This is a genomic window from Hyalangium versicolor (assembly GCF_020103695.1).
Classification (GTDB): Bacteria; Myxococcota; Myxococcia; order Myxococcales; family Myxococcaceae; genus Hyalangium; species Hyalangium versicolor.
Window position 1 is genome coordinate 77,370 of sequence record NZ_JAHXBF010000030.1, and the last position, 20,954, is coordinate 98,323.

Annotated in this window: 20 protein-coding genes; 10 read left to right on the plus strand and 10 right to left on the minus strand. The window is 66.8% G+C overall.

Going from position 1 to position 20,954, the window contains the following annotated elements:
- The 4 genes from mtsC to KY501_RS43490 all read left to right on the plus strand — a co-directional run bounded on the left by mtsC (position 1) and on the right by KY501_RS43490 (position 7,493).
- Positions 1–1,332, plus strand: a complete 1,332-nt coding sequence (mtsC, locus tag KY501_RS43475) for a cell-cell cohesion MYXO-CTERM protein MtsC (RefSeq protein ID WP_224370259.1) — start codon at positions 1–3, stop codon at positions 1,330–1,332.
- 39 nt (positions 1,333–1,371) lie between these two features.
- Positions 1,372–3,336 (plus strand): cell-cell cohesion protein MtsD, encoded by a 1,965-nt coding sequence (gene mtsD / locus KY501_RS43480; RefSeq protein ID WP_224370261.1) that lies wholly within the window; start codon positions 1,372–1,374, stop codon positions 3,334–3,336.
- A gap of 35 nt (positions 3,337–3,371) precedes the next feature.
- Positions 3,372–5,141: a vWA domain-containing protein gene (locus KY501_RS43485; protein WP_224370350.1), complete on the plus strand. Its 1,770-nt coding sequence runs from the start codon at positions 3,372–3,374 to the stop codon at positions 5,139–5,141.
- A gap of 63 nt (positions 5,142–5,204) precedes the next feature.
- Complete coding sequence (locus KY501_RS43490) at positions 5,205–7,493, plus strand: cell-cell cohesion protein MtsF (RefSeq protein ID WP_224370263.1); 2,289 nt, start codon at positions 5,205–5,207, stop codon at positions 7,491–7,493.
- 53 nt (positions 7,494–7,546) lie between these two features.
- Here the strand turns inward: KY501_RS43490 and KY501_RS43495 are convergent, their stop codons facing one another.
- Entirely contained in the window at positions 7,547–7,996 is a 450-nt protein-coding gene (locus KY501_RS43495) for an Ig-like domain-containing protein (protein WP_224370265.1), read from the minus strand.
- 78 nt (positions 7,997–8,074) lie between these two features.
- Between KY501_RS43495 and KY501_RS43500 the strand changes: the two genes are divergently transcribed.
- Both KY501_RS43500 and KY501_RS43505 read left to right on the plus strand, forming a co-directional pair.
- On the plus strand, positions 8,075–8,539 hold the full coding sequence (locus KY501_RS43500; RefSeq protein ID WP_224370352.1) for a hypothetical protein: 465 nt from the start codon (positions 8,075–8,077) through the stop codon (positions 8,537–8,539).
- A 56-nt stretch (positions 8,540–8,595) separates the two neighbouring features.
- On the plus strand, positions 8,596–8,916 hold the full coding sequence (locus tag KY501_RS43505) for a hypothetical protein (RefSeq protein ID WP_224370267.1): 321 nt from the start codon (positions 8,596–8,598) through the stop codon (positions 8,914–8,916).
- An 81-nt stretch (positions 8,917–8,997) separates the two neighbouring features.
- Here KY501_RS43505 and KY501_RS43510 read toward each other — a convergent pair whose 3' ends face one another.
- Positions 8,998–9,807, minus strand: coding sequence for a hypothetical protein (locus KY501_RS43510; RefSeq protein ID WP_224370269.1), 810 nt, complete (start codon positions 9,805–9,807; stop codon positions 8,998–9,000).
- A gap of 259 nt (positions 9,808–10,066) precedes the next feature.
- On the minus strand, positions 10,067–12,214 hold the full coding sequence (locus KY501_RS43515; protein ID WP_224370272.1) for a serine/threonine protein kinase: 2,148 nt from the start codon (positions 12,212–12,214) through the stop codon (positions 10,067–10,069).
- Between the two features lie 423 nt (positions 12,215–12,637).
- On the opposite strand from KY501_RS43515, the gene KY501_RS43520 reads away from it, so the two are divergent.
- Positions 12,638–12,859 carry a WD40 repeat domain-containing protein gene (locus KY501_RS43520; RefSeq protein ID WP_224370274.1) on the plus strand — a complete coding sequence of 74 codons (222 nt, stop codon included), beginning with the start codon at positions 12,638–12,640 and terminating at the stop codon, positions 12,857–12,859.
- Positions 12,860–12,898: 39 nt separating this feature from the next.
- Positions 12,899–13,138 carry a hypothetical protein gene (locus KY501_RS43525; protein ID WP_224370276.1) on the plus strand — a complete coding sequence of 80 codons (240 nt, stop codon included), beginning with the start codon at positions 12,899–12,901 and terminating at the stop codon, positions 13,136–13,138.
- 50 nt (positions 13,139–13,188) lie between these two features.
- Here KY501_RS43525 and KY501_RS43530 read toward each other — a convergent pair whose 3' ends face one another.
- From KY501_RS43530 to KY501_RS43560, 7 genes are all read right to left on the minus strand, one after another.
- The gene (locus tag KY501_RS43530; RefSeq protein ID WP_224370278.1) at positions 13,189–13,947 is read right to left on the minus strand and encodes a DUF5953 family protein; all 759 of its coding nucleotides are present in this window, start codon (positions 13,945–13,947) and stop codon (positions 13,189–13,191) included.
- Positions 13,944–14,288, minus strand: a complete 345-nt coding sequence (locus KY501_RS54450; RefSeq protein ID WP_373691714.1) for a DUF6310 domain-containing protein — start codon at positions 14,286–14,288, stop codon at positions 13,944–13,946. Before KY501_RS54450 ends, KY501_RS43530 begins: the two co-directional genes overlap by 4 nt.
- Positions 14,289–14,749: 461 nt before the next feature.
- Entirely contained in the window at positions 14,750–15,250 is a 501-nt protein-coding gene (locus KY501_RS43540) for a hypothetical protein (protein ID WP_224370282.1), read from the minus strand.
- Positions 15,251–15,523: 273 nt separating this feature from the next.
- Positions 15,524–15,790: a hypothetical protein gene (locus tag KY501_RS43545; RefSeq protein ID WP_224370284.1), complete on the minus strand. Its 267-nt coding sequence runs from the start codon at positions 15,788–15,790 to the stop codon at positions 15,524–15,526.
- A gap of 257 nt (positions 15,791–16,047) precedes the next feature.
- Entirely contained in the window at positions 16,048–16,494 is a 447-nt protein-coding gene (locus tag KY501_RS43550; protein WP_224370286.1) for a hypothetical protein, read from the minus strand.
- Between the two features lie 164 nt (positions 16,495–16,658).
- Positions 16,659–18,314: a GMC family oxidoreductase gene (locus KY501_RS43555; protein ID WP_224370288.1), complete on the minus strand. Its 1,656-nt coding sequence runs from the start codon at positions 18,312–18,314 to the stop codon at positions 16,659–16,661.
- Positions 18,311–18,958: a gluconate 2-dehydrogenase subunit 3 family protein gene (locus tag KY501_RS43560; protein WP_224370290.1), complete on the minus strand. Its 648-nt coding sequence runs from the start codon at positions 18,956–18,958 to the stop codon at positions 18,311–18,313. The genes KY501_RS43555 and KY501_RS43560 overlap by 4 nt, the downstream gene beginning before the upstream one ends.
- A 123-nt stretch (positions 18,959–19,081) precedes the next feature.
- Here KY501_RS43560 and KY501_RS43565 point away from each other — a divergent pair, with 123 nt between their 5' ends.
- Both KY501_RS43565 and KY501_RS43570 read left to right on the plus strand, forming a co-directional pair.
- On the plus strand, positions 19,082–20,395 hold the full coding sequence (locus KY501_RS43565) for a hypothetical protein (protein ID WP_224370292.1): 1,314 nt from the start codon (positions 19,082–19,084) through the stop codon (positions 20,393–20,395).
- Between the two features lie 14 nt (positions 20,396–20,409).
- Positions 20,410–20,925, plus strand: coding sequence for a hypothetical protein (locus tag KY501_RS43570; RefSeq protein WP_224370294.1), 516 nt, complete (start codon positions 20,410–20,412; stop codon positions 20,923–20,925).
- Positions 20,926–20,954 lie beyond the last annotated feature (29 nt).

Here is a 20,954-nt window from a genome sequence, read left to right on the forward strand (position 1 = left end):
ATGACGCGTATCCGCTTTGCCCAAGTTGCGGCCCTCGGGGCTCTCTTCCTTCTCACTGCTGTGCCTGCCCAGGCGCAGACCAACTCAACCGATAACCCGGAGTGCCTCGGCAGCAGCTGCGGCAGACCCAAGGAGGAGGGCGGTGGCTGCGGCTGCGGCTGCGGCTGCTCCGTGTGGGTGGCCTACACCGATGACGGCGTGACGCTGGCCTACACCGATGACGCGGACGGTGACGGCAAGGCGGATGACAAGGACAACTGCCCGTTCGCCTCCAACCGCGACCAGGCGGACACCGACGGCGATGGCGTGGGCGATGTCTGCGACAACTGCTCGGCGCTCTCCAACTTCCAGCAGCGCGACGCGGACGGCGACGGCCAGGGCGATGACTGCGACGGAGACGCGGACAACGACTCCATCCCCAACGCCTCGGACAACTGCGCCCTGGTGCCCAACAAGGACCAGAGCAACGTGGACGGCGACGCCCAGGGTGACGTGTGCGACCTGGACGATGACAACGACGGCGTTCCGGACGGCTCGGACAACTGCCCGCGCATCCCCAACCCGGATCAGGTCATGCCCCAGAATTCCGCGCTGTGCCGCGTGGACAAGGACGGGGACAACGTCGCCGACAGCAGCGACAACTGCCCGGACATCGCCAACCCGGATCAGAAGAACACGGACAACGATCTGCTCGGCGACGTGTGCGACGCGGACATCGACGATGACGGCGTGCTGAACAAGGGCCCGGATGGCCAGCCGCTGGACAACTGCGTGGACAAGGCCAACCGCGACCAGCTGGACGACGACGGTGACGGCGTGGGTGACGCGTGCGACTCCAAGTACTGCGTCGTGGTGAACAAGGAGAACCCGAGCGACTGCCTGGATCCGAAGGGCCCCTTCACCGTGTCCGGTGGTGGCCAGCTGAGCCTGAAGAAGGGCGATCAGGTGCGCCTGCCGCTGTTCGCCAACCGCAACGGCGCGGCCATCGAGTACACCTGGACGGTGAAGGGTCGTCCCTCCGGCTCCAAGGCCGTGGTGGAGAACCCCAAGGGCGCGGTGACCAACAGCCGTCACTGGGAGTACGCCTACGTGGATGGCAACGTGCCGACGTTCACCGCGGACGCGGACGGCGCGTATGATCTCCAGGTCCAGGCGAAGCTGGCCTTCGCGGACCGCGCGTACCCGGAGCAGCGTGAGTCCGTCTCCAGCCTGAAGCTGGCGGTGGGCGACGGCAACGCCAGCAACTGCTCCGCGATGCCGGGCACCGCGGGTGGCGTGGCGCTGGGCGCCGCGCTCCTCAGCATGCTGCTGCGCCGCCGCCGGACGGAGTAGAGTCTCATCTCGTCGATGCGTCACAGGAGGTCCGTTTCCATGCACCCCAACCCTCGGATGCTGATGGCAGCGGGCCTCCTGGCCGCGTCTCTGGCAGCCTGTACCGATACACTGGTGGAACCGCTCGTCCAGGAGCAGAAGCTGCTGGATGATCGGCTCACCTTGAAGGGCCGTGTCTGCACCGCCCCGGCGAACCCCTCGGGCTTCCCGGTGAAGGTGGTGCTCGTCATCGACCAGTCCGGCAGCATGTGCGTGTCGGATCCGCCCGGCTCGCAGGAGGGCACCGGCTTCTGCGAGCAGGTGGCCGTCGTCGTGCCCCCCGGCGTCACCGAGCCGGCGCGCGTGAGAGCGCTGCGCAAGCTGGTGGCGCAGTTCCGCGAGCAGCCCAACGTGCAGATGTCCGTGGTGCCCTTCGAGACCAACGTGAAGAACGTGTGGCCTCCGGCAGCCACCGGCAGCCGCTTCGCCCGGCCTGACACCACGCTGGATACGTACATCGGTGGCCTGCAGGCCCAGTTGGGCAAGGGCACCGACTACCAAGGCGCCATCTCCTACGCCTACAGCCTCATCGCCAGCGACATCACCGCGCTGTCGCAGAGCAACCCCGAGGTGCTTCCGCGCACCCGCTACGTGGTCGTCTTCCTCACGGACGGCACCCCGTACCCGCGCTGCTCGGCCAACGACAACCTCACCGTCTACGCGGACCCGAACAACCCGGACTTGACGTGGTCGGACTCCTCCAGCGCGGTGGAGTTCTGCAACCTGCTGGATCCGGACTCGCCCGACAACATCGAGGGCTTCGAGGTCGGCACGGACCGCAACCAGAACTACCAGCTCTTCAGCTACGTGCGCCGGCTGATGGAGTTGAAGGACCAGTACAACGTGGGCGACATCCGCATGCACACCGTGCTGCTCTTCAACCAGCAGGCGGTGAGGCTGTGCGGCCCCATCTGCCAGGATCTCTACGGCACCTACCCGGGCGTGCCGCCGGGCGAGTACCCGCAGGCGGCCAAGAAGATCGCCTCGTGGCTGCTGCAGCGCTTCGCGGAGATAGGCAACGGCGTGTACCAGGAGTTCAACGACACGGCCGAGATCAACAACATGGGTCTGGGCGCGCTGGACTACTCGTCCTTCGCCTCGCGCAACGTCATCAAGACGCTCATGGTGCAGTCGCTCAGCTCTGTGCCCGGGGTGAATGGCCGTGAGGTGGACTCGGACGGAGACGGGCTGCCGGACACGGTGGACAACACCTTCAAGCTGCAGACCAACTCCTTCATCGAGGACAGCGATGGGGACTGCCTGGACGACGGCTTCGAGGAGCGCCGCAAGGACCAGGGCTTCAAGCCGGCCAATGACAAGGACGCGCGCGGGTGCGACCCGGACTCGCCGCTGTCGAAGGACTGCGTGTGCCGCGACACGGACGGCGATGGCCTGTCCCAGTACGCGGAGAACTACCTGCAGACGCGCGCCGGCATCATCGACAGCGACGGTGACGGCGTACCGGACGCGATGGAGGCCCGCTACGGGCTGGATGCGCGCGAGCCGAACGTGTCGGGCATCGACACGGACGGAGACGGGCTGCCGGATGATCAAGAGCTGCGCGCGGGCAGCGATCCGACACGGCGGGACAAGGACTTCTTCGAGCGCTACGGCTACCAGTACTCGGTGACGGTGGCCGAGAAGCTGGGCAATGGCAGCACCTGCTATGATTTCAGCGTGTCCAACCTGCAGATGGTGACGCCGCCCAACCGTTCGGGCATGCAGCAGGGCTACAACCTCTTCAAGGTGTGGTTCGCCGAGGCCCCCGAGAGCGGCGTGTCCACCGACTACGGCGTGTGGCGCGCGGCCTGCGCGTGGGCGCAGTACGCTCCACCCAGCCTCCGCGTGCCGCTGGGGCCTGACCTGACCCTGGAGAATGGCGACTTCCGCCGGCCTCCGGACCTCAACGAGATGAGTGAGTACATGCAACACTGCGTCGGTGACGCGCCGGGGGCCACGCCGTGAATCGCAAGGCCGGCCTCGCGGCTGCGCTGGTGGTGATGACGGTGGCCATCGTCGCCGCCTGCTCGGATGCGTACCTCTACGACGAGCGGCGGGACGAGCAGGTGCCCGTGGATCGCGCCGTCGCCTTCCAGGGCAGCTTCTGCACGGTGGGCACCAATGAGGTGATCCGCCCCATCAAGATCGTCGTGGCCATGGACGCCAGCCAGTCCATGGTGGTGACGGATCCGGACGGCACCCGGGCCACCGCGCTCATCGAGCTCATCGAGAACCTGCCCACCGACCCCGAGGTCTTCATCGCGGTGGTGCTCTTCGCGGGCAGCACCACGGCGTTCCTCACCAAGGACGCCAACGGGATGGACGGCTTCGCGCAGGTGGCCACGCTCACGGAGGTCCAGAAGCAGACGCTGACGCGCCAGCTCCTCAACTTCCGCAACCCGGACAACTCACCGAACCGCGACTCGACGGACTTCGTCAAGCCGCTGGCGGACATCTACTCGCTCATCAACGGGGACATCGCCAAGAGCCGCGCGGCCCCGGGCGGTGCCGAGGCGGTGGCCCAGGCGCGCTACAACCTCATCTTCCTGTCGGACGGCCACCCCACCAACAACCAGGACGACGAGCTGCTCCAGGGAGACGCGGTGGTGCGCATCCGCCAGCTCAGGGATCTGGTGGAGGACGTGCGCGTCAACACCGTGCACGTCTTCAATCCCGCGCAGCCGGTCAGCTCGGTGTGTGATTTGTCGGGAGATGGTGGCTGCCCGCTGCTCCTCATCAACCAGGACGCGGACCGCCTGGAGAAGATGTCCCAGCTGGGCGGCGGCAACTTCCGGGACTTCCGCAACAACGAGCCCATCAACTTCCTGGACTTCAGCTTCGGCCAGGTGCGCCGGGCCTTCGTCGTCAAGGAGATGATCGCCTCCAACTTCACCGCGCCGCCGGGTAGCCCGGAGGACGCCGCGGACACGGACGGAGACGGGCTCACGGACGCGCAGGAGTTGAGCGGCGTCTACCCCAACATCAATGAGGTGATCCCCACCAACCCCAACATGGTGGACACGGACGGCGACGGCTTCAGCGATGGCGTGGAGGTGCGCTTCAGGACCCAGGGCGTGGACTTCAACCCCATCGGGTATGCGGATCCGGACGGCGGAGGCCTGGATCCAGGCTGCCCTCCGGCGCTGCGCGGCGTGGACAGCGACTGTGACGGGCTGCTGGACTGCGACGAGCAGTTCATCGGCACCAACGCGAACCTCGTGGACAGCGACCGCGACGGCGTGCCGGACGGGGTGGAGTGGCGCGGCGGCACCCAGGGCTCCAGCAACGATCTGGAGCAGGATCCGGACAACGACGGGCTCTCCAGCCGCGCCGAGCTGCGCCTGCACACCAACCCGGTGGACGTGGACATCTCCCACCTGTCCGTGGACGGCTACCGCTACTCCATGGAGGCCATCGGGCCGCCGGACGAGAAGGGCAGCCAGTGCTACGACTTCCGCGTGGACAACGTGCTGCTGGCGCCGTCGATCCTCGAGTACGCCGATGCGGGCGTGGACGGCGGAGTGCCCATGCTGGAGGACGGCGGCCTGCCGGTGACGCGCGGCGCGGGCTACAACGATCTCTGGCTCTCCGTGTCGATGATCCCCGCGGACGATCCCACGGCGCGCACCATCACCCGCTTCTACCGGTACCAGGGGGCGCGCTACCCCATCGGCGGCATCAAGTCGCCGGTGGATGGCCTCATCCGCGTGAACCCGGAAGACTTCCTCACCACGTGCCCAGGCCGACCCGACTTGCTTCAGACACCCTGAGGCCTGCCGGGAATGGAGCACCTCACGGCCCCGGCTTCGTCCGGGGCACACGAGACCCTCACCATGTCCAGACTTCCTCGCCTGCTCCCGCTCGCGTCCCTGCTGCTCCTCGCTGCCTGTTCCGGGGATGGAGGAGACCCTGATCCGGATGCGGGCCAGGAGCTGCCTCCGGACCTGTGCAACAACCGGGACGAGGCGCTCTCTCAACCCGATTGCCAATTGACGCTGGGGCAGGAGGTGCAGCGCTACATCTCCTCCGCGGGCGATCAGGATTGGTACAGCGTGCAGATCCCCGCCACCGCCAACGCGCGCACGCTGCTGCACATCAACGCGGGCTACAAGGCGCAGAGCACGGCGGTGAACCTGTCGGTGAACCTGCTGCGCGCGGATGGCAGCCAGAGCTCGCTGGCGCTCAAGGTGGACAACCACGGTCAGGGCGCGCCCAAGCCGGTGGACATCATCCTGCCCTTCACCGAGCCCAACGCGAAGCTGCTGCTGCTGGTGGAGGACAAGCCCGCCATCGCCAACCGGCCCCAGTTCGATGCGCGCTCGCCGTACTCGCTGACGGTGTCCGTGCAGGACAACCCGGACACCCACGAGCCCAATGACACGCAGGCGCAGGCCACGGCCCTCACGCTCCAGCCGCAGAACGGCGTGGAGGTGGCCACCAGCACCGGCTTCCTGGCCACCACGAATGACGTGGACCGCTTCACCTTCACCGTGCCCTCCGGCAAGGTGGCGTACGTGCGGCTGACCGCGGCGGAGCTGCGGCCGGCTCCCCCCTACCGGCTCGGCTACACGCTGGTACGTCCGGACGGCACGGCGGAGGTGGAGGGGCACGTGAGCAACGCCACCATCGCCACGGACCTGGCCTCGGCGCGCAAGATTCGCAGCGCCGGCACCTGGACGATGGTCATCCAGGCGTACCGGCCCGCGGGAGACAACAACCCCATCGAGGGAGATCTGCGGCAGGAGGCGCAATACACCGTCGAGGTGCGGGTGATGGACGAGGAGGACTCCTACGACAGCAACGGGGACAACGACGCGCTCACCAAGGCGGTGGTGCAGTCGCTCGGCACCGCGCCCCCCAGCTCCGTGTCGTTCTCGGGACGCCTGGGCTACGTGCCGGACTCGGACTGGTACGGGGTGACGGTGCCCGTCAGCACTCAGGGCACGGTGCTGTACTACCGGCTGACGCAGGGCTCGGGAGGGGGCCGCTTCCCTCCGCTGCCCGGCCTGGTGGATCGCGAGGTGCGTGTCTTCACCCAGGTGACGAAGGGCGCGGCGGTGGCCGATCGCCGGCAGAACTGCAAGGCGGACGTGACGGCCTGCCCCAAGGGCTACTCGGAGGTGCCCTCCGCCAAGGGGCTGGTGGAGGCCTACTGCAACAACTCGCAGCCTGAGCCGCTGTGCCTCCAAGCCTCGCGCGAGGAGGCGCCGGAGAACTTCCCCAACCTGCGCAACTTCGAGGGCACCATCCCCGTGCCGGCGCACACGTCCGCGGTGACCTACTACTTCCTCGTCCAGGACGAGAGCACCGACTGGGCGGACGACAGGAACTACTCGCTGCAGGTGTCCTGGCAGGCGGACTCGGACACCGAGTCGAGCGGCCCCGTGCAGCTCGCGGATGACTCCTCGAGCACCACCTTCCCGGCGCCGCCCTCCGGGGCCGTGGTGCTGAGCGGCCAGCTCAACTATGGCTTCGGCCGCCTCCAGGCGGATGACAGGACCAAGGGCCGTGGCGTGCGCGGGCCCACGGACTATGACGCCGTCCCCTCGGACGTGGACAGCGTCACCCTGGAGCTGCCTCCCCCGGGCGCGGAGCCCCTGGACCGCACCTGGGAGCTGCAGTGGACGGTGCAGAACCTGGCGGACGGTGGCCTGCCGCACGGGTTGGCGCTGGATCTCACCTTCTGCGATGGGAGCCGCTCGGATGGTGGCTGCACGCCGGTGAACACGGGCAGCCGCGGCGGGGCGCTGACGCTGGCGTACCGGCCGGACCCGCTGCGGGCCTGGCACTCGCCCAGCGGCGCGCTCACAGGACTGCAGCCGCTCTACTCGAAGCAGGTATCGGGAGGCGCCACCACCTTCACCGTGCTGCCCTACGCCTGCGGCTGTCTGGAGCCACGCTTCATCAAGGGCGGCTCCCTGCGCATGGACGTCAGCGCCGTCGAGCGCGACTCCTATGATCGCGTGAACTACACCGTCCGCAGCGCCCACACGGACTACCCGCAGAGCTACTCGTCGGATGGAGGCACCAAGATGTGCCCCGCGCCGCAGCAGGATGGAGGAGCGCTGCCGGACGGCGGGGCGGGCTGGTCTTCGGGCTGCAGGTTCACCCTTCAGCCGTGAGCTGCGAGAGGGCGGGTCGGAAGGAGCCCGCCCTCTCTTCCGGCTGGCGAGGCCTACGGGGGCGGAGGCGTCACGCCCTTGCCGGACAGTTGGACGACCTTCTCGGGCGCGTTCTTGGCGGTGGACTTGATGGTGAACTTGCCGTCATAGGTCTGCACCTTGGTGGGCTTGAACTGGACCTGGATGGAGGCATGCGCGCGGCTCTCGAGCCGCAGCGTCTGGCCTTTGGCGAGCTCGTCGGGCAGCAGGATGGTGAACTCGGCCGGTGCCGCCTTGACGACCTCGGTGATGTCCAGGGGCTCGTCGCCCCGGTTCTCGATGTAGAGGGCGTTGAAGGTGGAGGCCCCCACATAGGTGCCGCTGCCAAACTCCTGGTCGAAGCCCATGGATTCGCGATCCACGAAGAGGAAGGGGCCCTTCTCCAGCTGCACTTCATCACCATCGTCTCCACATCCGGCCATGGCCAGGAGGATGATGGGGAACCACAAGTGACGCAGTCTCATCGTCGTTCTCTCCTCAGGGTGAGGGTTTAGAAGATGGTTGGGTTTGTAACAGTGTTCACGAGAAGCACCCAAGTGATCATGGGAACTGTGCTGGCGCTGGTGCTCGGCGTGGGCTGTGGAGGTGGGCGCGCGGACTTCATCGGCGGACGTGCCAAGGACACGTGCGATGCCGAGTGGCCGGTGTGCAGCCAGGTGGCAGGCTGCATCCTCGGGCAGGAGAGCTACATGGAGGGGCGGCTGCCGGGGAAGGGGCAGTTCATCGTCCAGCTCAAGGAGGCCTCCACGGTGAAGGTGCGCTTCTACCTGGAGGATGTGGTGGCGGCGGGGGAGGAGACGGTGGTGACGTTCCACGAGGAGGGCTGCCGCTCGCGCACCCGAGAGACGGTGTCCGGGCGCGCGGCGCTGGACTCGGCCGAGAAGCTGGGCGAGTTCAACCGCGAGGCGGACCTCACCGGAGTGGGGGACCACCTGGTGGAGTTCGAGTCGGACATGCAGGCGCGCTACGTGTTGAAGGTGGAAGTCGCGTCGCTGCGCAACCGCTGAGCCGCCGGAACGCGGTAGGCTGGAGCCGCTGGCTCCCCCTCTACCCGGGCATCCCCATGGCACAGCAGGATCTCAACAAGTTGCTCAAGGCGCTCGAGGAGCTCAACCGCTCGGCGCAGACGCCGGGCAAGCTCACGCGCCAGCAGGTCGAGGCGGAGGTGCTGCGGTTGACGGCCGCCGTGAAGACGGCGCTCGCGGATCTGGCCAGCCAGCTGCCGCCCGAGGCCGCCGGGGCGTCCGCCGTGCTCGTCGATCTCTTCAAGAACCAGTTGGGGACGCTGCTCGAGAGCTCGGGGCTGATCGTGGACCAGAGCCCGGAGATGAAGAAGCTCGCCGCGGAGCTGGAGATGCTCAAGCGGAGCTTCATCCGCAGCTGAGGGCTTCGCAGGACTCCCAATGCACGACGGCCCACCAACCGGGAGGTTGGCGGGCCGGGTGACAGCGCAGTCGAGTCTGGCTCAGATAGTGGCCGGGGCCTCGGCGCCACCGGTGGTGGCCGCCTCAGGGACCACGCCCGTGTTGCCGTTCTGGCCCTTCTGGCCCTGCAGCGAGGTCAGCAGCTGCTGGAGCTGCTCGACGATCTTCTTGAGGGTGTCCATCAGCTGGGAGATGGGGTCCTTGGACTCCTCGGCACCCTCAGCGCCACCGGCCTGCTGAGCGCCCTCGGCACCCTCGGCGCCCTCGGCACCACCGGCCTGCTGCGCGCCCTCAGCGCCCTCGGCGCCCTCGGCACCACCGGCCTGCTGCGCGCCCTCGGAGCCACCGGCGCCCTCGGCACCACTGGCACCCTCGGAGCCGCCGGTCTGCTTGGCGCCCTCGGCACCACCGGCGCCCTTGGAACCACCGGCCTTCGCGCCCTCGGCGCCGGCCTGGGTCTCGTTCTTCTTGCCGAGCAGTTGCTCGAGCTGCTCCACGAACTTCTTCAGGCCGTCGACGAGCTGCTTGATGGCCTCCTCAGGAGTGGAGGCCTTGGCGTCCTCGGCCTTGCCCGCCTTGTCCGCCCCGTCCGCCTTGCCGCCCTTCTCCGCCTTGCCGCCCTTCTCGGCGCGGTGGCCGCCGTGCTTGCCCTTCACGCCGTCGAAGCCGCTCTCACCGAGGAGCGAGCGAACGATGGGGTTCTGGCTCAGCTCCTTCAGCGCGCCCTGGAGCTCCTTGAGTCCGCCGCCCTGGCCCTGGCTCTGGCCGACCGCGGGGGTCTGGGTGCCCTCGACAGGACGGAAGGAGCCAACCGAGAAACCACCAGAGGACTTGATGCCGTTGACGGACATGGTTTTTCTCCAGGACGAAAAGTTATGGGGTGGTTGAAGGGGGGCAAAGATGCAACCACCGCCCTTGTTCTCGTACAGGGGGGGTAGGTTGGTTGCTTGATGCCTACATTTTCCTTCTTTTTTATGGAAGAGACCGTGATTTCAGGCACTTGGCTCGCGAGAGCTGAGAAAAAAGGGCCCGAAATTCCCGGCAGACGAGGGAAAATCGAGGGAAAATCCCACCCGGTGCGAGGATCAGCGGGCGGTGTAAGGCGAGCGGCTACTTCGAGATCGACTTCGGCGTCGCGTTTCCATCGCTGACAACGAAGACAGGCGTGTAGCAGGTGCCTTCGTGTTCGTAGAAGTCATCGCCACAGGGTGGAAGCTTAGCCACCCTCACCCAGCATCCACCGTTGATCTCCTCCTGGCTCTGTCTGCACGGGGGGAGCTTCTGCCCCTTGTACACCTTGCGAGGCATGTCACGAGCGATCGCCATCGTGCCCGTTAGCTCCACCATGGGTACGGGAGGCACGAGATCGGCATCCGTGGCTGCGCTTTTGGCCACTCCAATTGTGATGGAGCCCTGCTCCGGCTGGCCAATCTCCATCTCCAAATCCGCATCTTCTTCTGGTGCAAGCGCGGGATCAGGTTGCTGACGGTGTGAAGCCACGGCCATGGGGCTTGCCCCCTGGCTCTTTGTCTCGTGGACTCGCTGCGCTACCTGGCTCCCCACGAGCCCGCAGATCGCAGCGGCAAGCGTGACGTCCTTCCAGGACCGGACTGCCGCCCGACGCGCGCGGCTCGCGTGTTGACGGAGGCGACCATGAAGTTGCTGGGCGCGTGTCACCGGTGGAGACACGAGGTGTTCACGCACTTCGGGACGCTCCAGTGCGCGCTGCACCATCTTCGGTATGTTCGCGGCCACTGCGAGCAACTCTTCGTTCAGCCTGGCCTGCGAAACCGAGGGAGGAACCTGGATGGCCACGGCACGGTACGCAGGAGAGCCCGAGGAAGCCCAGGTGACGTTCACCGAGGCACTGGGGAACTGGTTCATGACCTCGAGAGGCGTGGAGGGGCGGATCTGCTGCTCGTCGATGACGGGCCGCGCCACGAGCGCAGGAACCCCCGTGCGGGTGTCGCGTGCGAGATACAGGTCTCCCAACTCGGTCCCTCTCTCGATGCACCTGCCGAGGTGATACGGGCCCACCCGGTTGGTGTGCGAGGCCCGGTTGTCGCGCGGACCTCCCGATTCCCCTCGCTCATCTCCTCGCAGGGGCTGCGATGCATCACGGGCCTGCGTGCTCTCGTTCGTTGGCATGGGACGGTCCTTGCTGGGTTGCTCGAGCGCCACGGCGCAGCTCTGTGACGACGCTACCTCGTGAAGTGGCGCCTCCGGGGATTCAGAACTCTGTAGATGCGCGGAAACCTGTCCCGAGGGGCTCGGCGGAGCCTGCTCGGCACTGGGCTCCCGAGCCCTGGGCTGCGAGTCCCCTCCGGGGGCTTGTTCGTGGGACGCTCGAGCGCCACAAGCAGGGCCCAGGTGCGCGGCGCTCTCCGTGGGCGCATGCCAGGGATGCGGCGTGATGGGCTCATCCGCATCCGGCCCAGCCTCCTTCACCGCTCGTTCCAGCGCTTCGGCCACTTCACCGGGGCGCCCCCGTGCCGAAGCATCATCCGAGAGGAGCTGGCCGATGAACGCCGCAAGCTCCGGGCTCATCTTCACGAGTTCCTCTGGAGGCACCCGCACGGGACATGTGGGCAGCACATCGTCCTCGGCTGCCTCGGGGTCTGTCGCGGGTGGCGGGTAGACGCCTGTCACGAGGTAGTAAGCCGTCACGCCCAGGGCGTACAGGTCGTCGGCCGCAGTCGCCTCGTAGTGTGCTCCACGTTGGCGCCAGTGCTTCGATTGGAAGCGCAGCGCCTGGGGGCTGCGGTAGGGCCTCGTGCCTGGGGGCAACACCGTGTTCGTCACCGGTTTCGCACCTTGAAAGCTCCCGGCCCCGAGGTCGATCAGCGATGCCCCGCCGTCGACCGCGCGCACCAGCACGTTGTCCCCTTTGACGTCGCGGTGCACACCTCCTGCCGCCTCGAGGGCCTCCAACGCTCGGGCAATCTGCGCCAGCAGTCGCATGACCTCGCGCGAGGTGGGCTTGCAGCCGCGGGCCCATTCGTACAGCGGAGTTCCCTCCACCCAATCCATCACGATGTACGGGTAGTTGAGGGTGTCCGTGTGCTTCCACCATCCTCGGTCATGAAGCTTGGGGATGTTCGGGTGGCGCAGGCGTGAGAGGAGCTCCACCTCTCGCGGGTAGCGGGGATCTTCGGGGTAGTTGGCCATCTTCAGGGCGACGATTTCGGACTCGGGGTGTCCGGCGTTCCGAGCGGCGTAGATCGTGCCGTAGGTGCCACGGGCATGCCACCTGAGCACTTTCCACGGTCCTACAAGTGTTCCTGGCGGTAGAGCCGCGAGGTTCTCCCTGGGTTCCAGGTGCTCCATGGCAGTCCTCTTGGTTGGGGAGGAGGTTCGGCTCCCTCGACAGACCCTACCAGAGAAGTCCTGCGCCGGGCATCCGGTCCAGTAGGTTACAGACCGGGTTCCCGCCTGCGGTCATGGAGGAGGAGCCCTGTCGGGCGCGGTCTGCGCCAACTGGTATGCCAGCCATACCATCGCGGTTCTGGTCCGCCGACACCGGGCACCCCTTTCTACCGCTGCTCTCTTGAAGGGCAGGGGCTCCACGAGGAGGGGGGGCAGCATCGTCAGGTTGCCCTCGGGCAGCCCGGGCTGAGGATGGCATCCGACGGCAAGACACTGCTCCTCCTGGGAGGAAGAGGGAGGGCTTGGCTGTGGGGTGTGGAGCGCTGGCAGGTGGTGCGTGAGCTGGCTCCGAGTGACCAGTCTTTCACCTGTGGAGCGCTCTCTCCGGATGGGCGGTGGGCCGTGGCGGGAGTGGGCAGGTGGTACGCGGACGAGATCGTCGCCTTGTACATCTGGGACGCGCGCACAGGAGCCCTCGAGAGGCAAATCACCCTTCAGCTTCCTTGCGTGTGGAGTGTGGCCTTCCACCCGACGTAGCCGCTGCTGGTCGCAGGAGGGCCGCTCTACGAACTCCTCGTGTTGGACACGACCCACTGGCAGCAGGTGCGGCGTCTGGAGTTCCTGGGAACGGAAAGCTTGAGCTTCAGTCCGGACGGTAGGTTGCTGGTGGGGGGCGGCACGGGTTTCTCCGTGGTGGACTTTCACGAGGGTCGGGTTCTCCGTGAGCACACGGACGACAACGACGAACAGTCCAGCCACGCGGTGCTCTCGCCGGATGGGCGGCTGATTGCTGGGGACAAGGGGACGGCACCGTAGGGCTGTGGGGCGTGAGATAAGGCCCACGCTTTCCTATCCGGCACGGTGCCTCAGCGCGGGGGCACGCGCCCGCCAATCTCCGGGAAGCGCTCATAGGCGCGCAAGAGCGCCTCCAGGTGGGAGGGGGTGTCGAGATCGAGCGGCGTCTCCGTGAGCCGAACGACCCACCCACCCGTCGCAGTGCGTCGCGCCCGAGAGAGGATCTCTGCATCGCGAACAGGGTCCGGGAATCCGAGGGTCTGTGCGGTGGCTGCCGACCAATAGTTCAGCCACCCGAGATAATGGGGGATCTCAGGCGAGCGGAGGTGCTTGGGAAGGTTGAGCGCTGGGAGCCCCCGGGGCGGAACATGCGGCTGATCCATCGAGTGGCGAAACTGTTTCGCCACCTCCGGCGCCACTCCGTTCGGCAACACGCGCCCCCAGAACGCGCGTGCGCCTTCCGCCACGCCTTCCAGCATATCCGCCGCCGCCGCGATGCTGGCCGCATCTAGCGGTAGCTCTGCATGGACATCGAGCAACGGCTGGCCGCCCGGCGCTTGGCGCCCAGATGTCCGCAACCCATAAACCGTCACCGGGTAACTCTCGTCGCCGTTGCACAGCAGTGGGAACTCCCCGCGCCCCGCCGCCTCAGCGAGCCACCCATCGCGTTGCGGCAACGCGATGAGCCGCCCCGCCGCTGACAGCTTCCATTCCAAGTGCACACCTGAGAGCGCCTGTTCGATTCCGTGGACGACTGCGAGCGTGCGACCGTCGTCGCTCACAAGCGTAGGCGCGAAGACGATATGGATGAGGGTTCTATGCTGGGTCATCGCTTGCACCCCGTAACGACGATATTGAGGGTGGGCTCCTGTTCGAGCAACGCGTCCATGTGCTCTTGGGTGCTCACCCCAACGACGAATCCATAGCCACATGCCTCCGCGATGTCCCGCTCTTCCTTCAGCAACGGCACCTGCTCCCGGATCGTCATCCGCCGGATGAAGGCATTGTATGTGTCAAATCGATGGGTCTTGATCTCCCACAGCACGCGCACGCCGACTTGCAGCGCATCAAAGCGCACACCGCCCACGCGCACGTCCATTCCGGGATAGCGGTTCGGCGGAAACTTGTCAGCGCACTCGTCATGCGGATCATCCTCGCCAGCGTGAGGCACTGGGATGGGTTCGCACTCGGAACGGCGGTGCTCCGTCGTCACTGGGGCAGGCGGGTCCCTCCTGTTCGCTCTGGGCCTGTCCGGTGTGGGGTTCGCCTCCGGTTCCTGCGAGGCCCGAGGAGCGTCTCCGGCCCAAAGGCCCGGCTCCCGGGTGGGCGGCAACACGCGCTTGTGCGGGCTGCGCGGCAGGGGCTCGGGGTGAACCTGCCCTGGCTGCCCGGAGGTTGGGAGGCCCGTGCCGGGCACGGCGGGTGGGCGCACAGGGGCCCAAGCGTAGGTCTCAGGCGCCTCTTGAGAGGTGGCGCACCCAGCTACGACGACGGCAATAGCAACGGCTTGGCGGAATGCGCTGCAAGTTCGGAAGTTCATTCCACGTCCTTTATCGAAGTGGGGGGTGGTGCGGGTCGAGGCTGGGCCAGATCCCTTCGGGCATCTGCCAGCAATCGCTGAAAGGCCGCGGACTAGCCGCGCCCAGCTTGCGGCGGGCGGATCCCTTGCATCTCCGCCGCGCGTCGCGCGTCGGTGATTCCGTCTAGCAACTGCTCACGGCCACGGCTCGTTGTTGGTATCCGCCGCACTCGGCGCTCTGCGCCGGCCAGGAGCGCGAAAGCATCCCGCGCATGCTCCGGAAACAGGGCGAGAGCCTGGACATAGAGACAAGCAATCAAGACATGGGTGCGGGTGTCCGGGAATCCGAGCCGCTTCATGCGCAGCAAGTGCGGGCCAAAGTCCTTCCAGGGCCGGGCGTCGGCGTAGGCTTCAACCAGTATGTCCTTGGTCGAGAGCCGCTGGATGTGTAGCTGCTCGGCAGGAGTTCGCGCACCCCGTAGGCACTTGCGCTCAAAGTCCTTGTGAGCGCGCGCGACCACATCAAAGGGCGCTTCCGCGTAGTTCAGCAGGAGAACGAGAGCATCCCTTTCCTGCGCGATACCGTCCCACCACGCTTTCCGGGAGCGAGTCACTGCGGGCCACCCGGGCACTGCTGCCCGTCAATGTCGGTGGGCCAGAGGCCCGTCTTCCAGCACTCGTCGTAGCAGGATTGGCAGTGAGTCGCCCCGTAGCGGAAACCGGGTTCATTCCCCGCATCGGTGCAGCGCTCGTAAACTTCTGGCATTGCCGTTTCCTCTCCGCCCGTTGATGCATGAGAGCGCGTATGGCACTGCGGGCGCATGGAGGGGCGTTCTCCGGGCATTGACCTTGGTTGGCGCCGCGCCATCACGGTGTTCTCATGAGGATCAGTGCGCAGGCGCGGGGTTGAGCACGACGCCAAAGGGCACGGTTTCGATGCCCAGGCTGCGGCACTCACCGACACGGGAGCCCTTGAGTTTCTCCTTCAGCATGAGTTCGTAGGTTTCTTTGAAGCGGCTGCATAGCTCCGAGAGCATCGACCCTGGGTGTGCCGTGGACAGCACCTGAAAGGCCGCGCGATTGGCCATATCGGCCGAGGCTTCCCGCGCATCCTCGAGGGACACTTCTCCCTGAATGCTGGTCCTGATCGGCACGCCGACCTCGAACTTGCATACGGTCGTAGCGCCAGAATCCCCTTGGGAGACCTGGGCATGGATGCAGACAGCGCGCCATCCCCCGGGCTCCTCTTGCTTGCGGGGGGGCTTGACTGTTGTCGTGAACCGAAAGTGCTTAGGCGTGATGCGCCCTGTCACGGGGTTGATGGGAGGAGGCCCGTGGCTGCATCCCGCCCAGAGGAGCGCCAGAGTGAGGCCCAGCAGTACCTGTGGGCGAAGCATCGAGCCTCCGGATTTCATGGCAGGTTGAGTAACTGCGAATCGAAGAGGGCAGACAGCAGTGTGGCCTGTGCTCCTTCGGCGTGAGGAACGAAGACGTCAGGGACAACGACGTTGCTCAGACGAAGAGGGAAGGGCCGGTACTCCAGAGTGCGCTCGATGCCCCGAGCCAGTGTCCTGGCGTGGAGTTCCACCTCGGGAGCGGGCGTGAAGGAGATCCGCTGCGAGATGGAACCCGTCTGAGGCTCCACGGTCTCGGTGACGGTGTACGTGACGTAGAGCGGAGCCAGGACGCTCACGGCCGCCACCACGCGAGTGACATGGGGTGTGCCGTTCGGCAGGACGTGCCTTAGGGACTTGGAGCAGCGACGGCAGGCAGCCATGTAGGGCTGGGTGATGTCTCCCACTCCATCGAGCGCAGGGTCCAGTTCCTCGAGCAGCGAGTCCCACTTCGGCCACGCCATGGCGCGCTCCCACGCAGCCATCCAGCGCTGGTGCTCGGGCGTCCTTGCGTAGGGAGGCGCTTCCTGAGTGAACCCGTCAGAGGACTTGAAGGAACCGGTGGGATAGTAATGGCGGACAAGCTGGACGAGCTCTTGTTCACTCAGCTCATTCATGAGGCGCGCGCTCAGCCCTTCTTCAGCTTGCGCACGAGGTTGGATGCCACTCGGAAACTATTCGCGGCGATGGTCAGCGTGGAGGGCACGCTGCCCGCGCTCGGCATGAAGCTGCCGTCCACCACGTAGAGGTTGGGCACCTCGTGCGCACGGCAGTCCTTGTCCAGCACCGAAGTGGCCGGATCGCTCCCGAAACGGCACGTGCCGTGCTGGAGGATCGTCGTCTCGCCGGCGATGCCCACTCGCTGCATCTCATCCGGATCCAGCCGCGCCAGCACCTCTTCGCCGCGCTCCACCAGGAATCGCGTGGCCGCGAAGTCCATGGGATGCCGATCCACCGTGATGGCCGCCACCGGGATGCCGTACTTGTCCTTCACGTTCGGCTCCACCGTCACGTATGTGCCCGGCGTCGCGAGGAACTCGCCGTACACCTCGAACTGCAGGATGCGCGAGTCCCGGTACGCCCGCATCTTGTCCTTCAGCGCCTTGCCGAACACGCCGTCCTTGCCCGAGCCCGCCATCCCCACAGCCGCGAAGATCGGATTCGGGTGCGTCCACATGAAGCCCAGCGTCCCGCCCTTGCGGAAGCCGAAGCGGTCGTCCGGCATCACGTAGAAGTCTTGAAGGCTCCGGTTCACGAACGGAGCCGGCTCCGCCAGCCAGGGCCGCGCCGCCTTCTGCTTCGAGAGCCGGAAGGTGGCTCGTGCCTCGCCGAACGAGCTGAACATGAGGTTCTTCCCCACCAGCCCGCTGCCGTTCGCAAGCCCCTTCGGGAAGCGCGAGGAGGTGGAGTTCAGCAACAGCCGCGCGCTCTCCACCGAGGTGCATGACACGACGATGATCTTCGCCGGCTGCTCCTGCTCCACGCCCTCCGCGTCCAGGTAGATGACGCTCTTGGCCCGCCCCTCCTTGTCCACCTCCACCGAGCGCGCCATGCACTTGGGGCGCAGCTCCACGTTGCCCGTGGCCAGCGCCGCCGGGATGACGTTGGCGTTGGTGCCGCTCTTGGCGCCCATCTCGCAGCCGTAGCTGCCACACAACGCGCAGTACACGCACGCCGAGCGCCCCTTGTACGGCTTGCTGATGATGCCCCGCGCGGTGCTCAGCGAGTGCCACTTCATCTCTCCGCACACCCGATCGATCTCATTCGCAATCGGGTGCACGTCCAGAGGAGGCAGCGGATAGGGACCGCTGCGAGGCTCGGCGAACGGATGGGGCCGCGCCTCACCGGACACGCCCAGCTCCGCCTCGGCCTTGTCATAGAACGGTGCGAACTCCTCATAGGAGATGGGCCAGTCCGCCAGGTTGGCGCCCTTCACGTCTCCCAAGGTGGAGCGCAGCCGGAAGTCCACCGGCTTGAGCCGGTAGAAGTACCCGCTCATGTGCACCGTGCCGCCACCCACGCAGTTGGCCGTCCACGCGGAGTTGGAGCGCTCGTAGCGCGCGGTGGGACCCTTGCGCCACAGGTGTGGCTCCTCCCACGGCAACGGCATGAAGAAGTTGCGGCGGCTGTTGAGGATCTCGTCGTGGACGAAGTCCTTCGGGTGGTAGTGCGCTCCTTTTTCCAGCACCACCACCTTGAAACCCGCACGGCCCAGCTCCAGCGCCATCGGCGCTCCGCCCGCGCCGCTGCCGATGATGCACACATCCACCGGAGCCTTCGTCATCGGTGGTCTCCGCACTCACGCAGGCACTTGGGCCCGTCGTAGCCCTCGGGCGGTGCCATGGCCACCGTGCCCACCGTGTCGAAGCCCACCAGGTGCCAGCCCACCCGACCCTTGTTGCCTCCATAGGACGGATCCCCGAGGAAGCCCTCCAGCGTCAGCACCACCAGCAGCTCGTAGAAGTGCGCCTCGCCCGAGCCCTCTCCGCTGTCCTTGAAGATGGTCAGCAGCTCGTCCTGCTGTTCGGGCGTGGCCTCCGCGAACCCCTTCTTGAACATGCTCCGCGCACGTCGCTCCAGCGCCGCCAGCCCCTGGAGGAAGTCCGTCTTCATCTGCTTCATCTCCGGCGTCTGCAGGATCCGGTCGATGTAGGCCGGCACATTCGCGTCCTTGGCGCCGGGATCCTCATCTCGAGGGACGATGCGCTCACTCGCGGCGGCCATGGTGGAGAATTCCAGTCCGGTGAAGGTGCCATGTGGGGAATCTCCCACCGAGGGCGCCTCCGCCGTCTTCTCTGCCTTGGGAGTCTCCTCCGCGGGGCGCTTGCAGGCCGTGGAGCCGAGCAGCACCACCCCACCGCCGAAGAAGGTCAACCGCTGGATGAAGGATCGCCGGGTGAGCCGCCCGGAGGAACGCTTACGAGCCATAGGGCCCCAGCCTAGAGCGAGCGCCGCTCCTTGCAAAACGGAGTCGATGCCTGCTCGACCGCCCCCACGGCCCGAGGCTGGCATAGGATGGGCGCCTCAGGGCCGAACACCGAAGGAGACGTTATGAGACGCCATGGCCTGGCACTGTGCCTGATGCTCGCCCTTGCAGCTTGCAAGGGAGATGACGGTGGTGACCCGAAACCCGATGGGGGCACCGACATCCCGGATCCGAACGACAATTCCAACTTCACGCGCCTCACGCTCGAGTCCACGCCCAACGACCAGTTGCCGCTGGCGCTCGCCGTGGGGCCCAACGACGTGGTCGGCGTGGCCTACTTCTTCCGCGTCAGCGACAAGAACTACGAGATCCGCTACCTCCAGGTGGTCGACGGCCAGGTTTCTCAGCCCGAGACGGTCGCCACGGTGCAGCTCGTCTACGGGCTGTCGCTCGCGTTCGACTCGGCCGGGAAGCCCGCGGTGGCGTACCTCGGTGGAGACAATGACGACACCGTCTTCTGGCACCAGAGCGACATGGCCGTGTCCTTCCGCTCGGGCGCCAACCAGTGGACGGAGGAGATCGCCGTCAGGAGCAGCAACGAGGCCGTCTCGACCAGTGGGCCGAGCAACCAGGGCTACCTGGTGGGCATCAACCCCGCCATCGTCTTCGATGGCTCGAAGGCCGTGGTGACCTACCGCGACTGCCACAACGGCCAGTTCCCCCAGCAGGACTGGAACGCGAGCGATCTCGAAGTCGCCGAGGGCAACATCGGAAGCTGGACACACCGCGTGCTGGTCGCGGGAGGCGACGACAAGCAGGCCTACGGAGGCCATATCTCCATGGTGGTGGGGGCCGGTGGGCAGCCCGCGCTGGTGCACGATCAGATCTTCAACAGCCCGGACGGCACCGGCTCCAACGTGCTCTTCCAGCGCCGCAAGGCGGACGGCACGTGGACATCCCCTCCGTTCCCGGTGCAGACGGTGCCCAACACGCAGAAGGGCGCATCGCTGGCGTGGGATGCGACGCTGGGCTACGGCATCGCCGTGCTGGATCGCTTGGAAAGCAAGCTCATGTTCATCTCCTGCAAGGGCAACACAGGGACCCAGTGCACCGGGAAGGGGGACTGGACCACGCCGGACCCTGTCTACCAGTCGGGCTCGGGCGGCTGGTACCCGTCGCTGGCCATCGATCCGAAGACGCATGATCCGTCCATCGCCTTCTACATCTGCTCGAACTCGCCGGGCGCCAACGAGAGCAGCTGCCCCGCGAATGATGACGAGCTGCGCGTCACCACCCGCATCGAGGGTAACTGGCGCGAGCAGTTGGTGGACGCCAACGGCGGCGTGTACCCGAAGATGGGGTACCTGTCCTCGAGCCAGCGCGTCATCGCCTACCGTCTGCCCTCCAACGGCGTGCTGATGCTCGCGGTGGAGAAATGAGGCGGGAGGGCCAGATGTTGAGCATGTCGAGCGTGTGGAGGTTCTCCGCGCTGCTGGTGGGGTGGGTGCTGCTGGGGTGCGGCGGCGCCAACTCCCTGTCGGGCAGCGTGGAGGAGCTCTTCTCGTTGGAGGTGTCGCGCGTGGAGGTGCTGCGCAACGCGGAGGCGCTCCAGGTGAGCTACTACCGCAACAACGGCCTCGACGTGGACCTGGTGGCGCGCCTCTCGGTGGCCACCGAGGGCGTCGATCTGAAGCCCGGGGCGAAGGTGAACCTGGGGGGCACCACGCCTTCCGGGGTGGCGCGTGCCACGGTGGTGCACCTGGCGGCCGGCGAGCCCGCCCGCGTCTTCGCTCCCGTGGACAAGGGCGACTTGCAGCTGGACGAGGGCGGCGGTGTCGACCAGCCCACGCGAGGCAACTTCTCGCTCTCCTTCCAGCGGGGCGAGGAATACGGCGCCGGCCGCAGCCTGGAGGGGAAGTTCTCGTCCACCGCGGTGGATGCGGGCTTCGGCCCCGAGCCACTGCCGTAGGCGCACAGAGCTCAGAGCAGGGAGGCGTC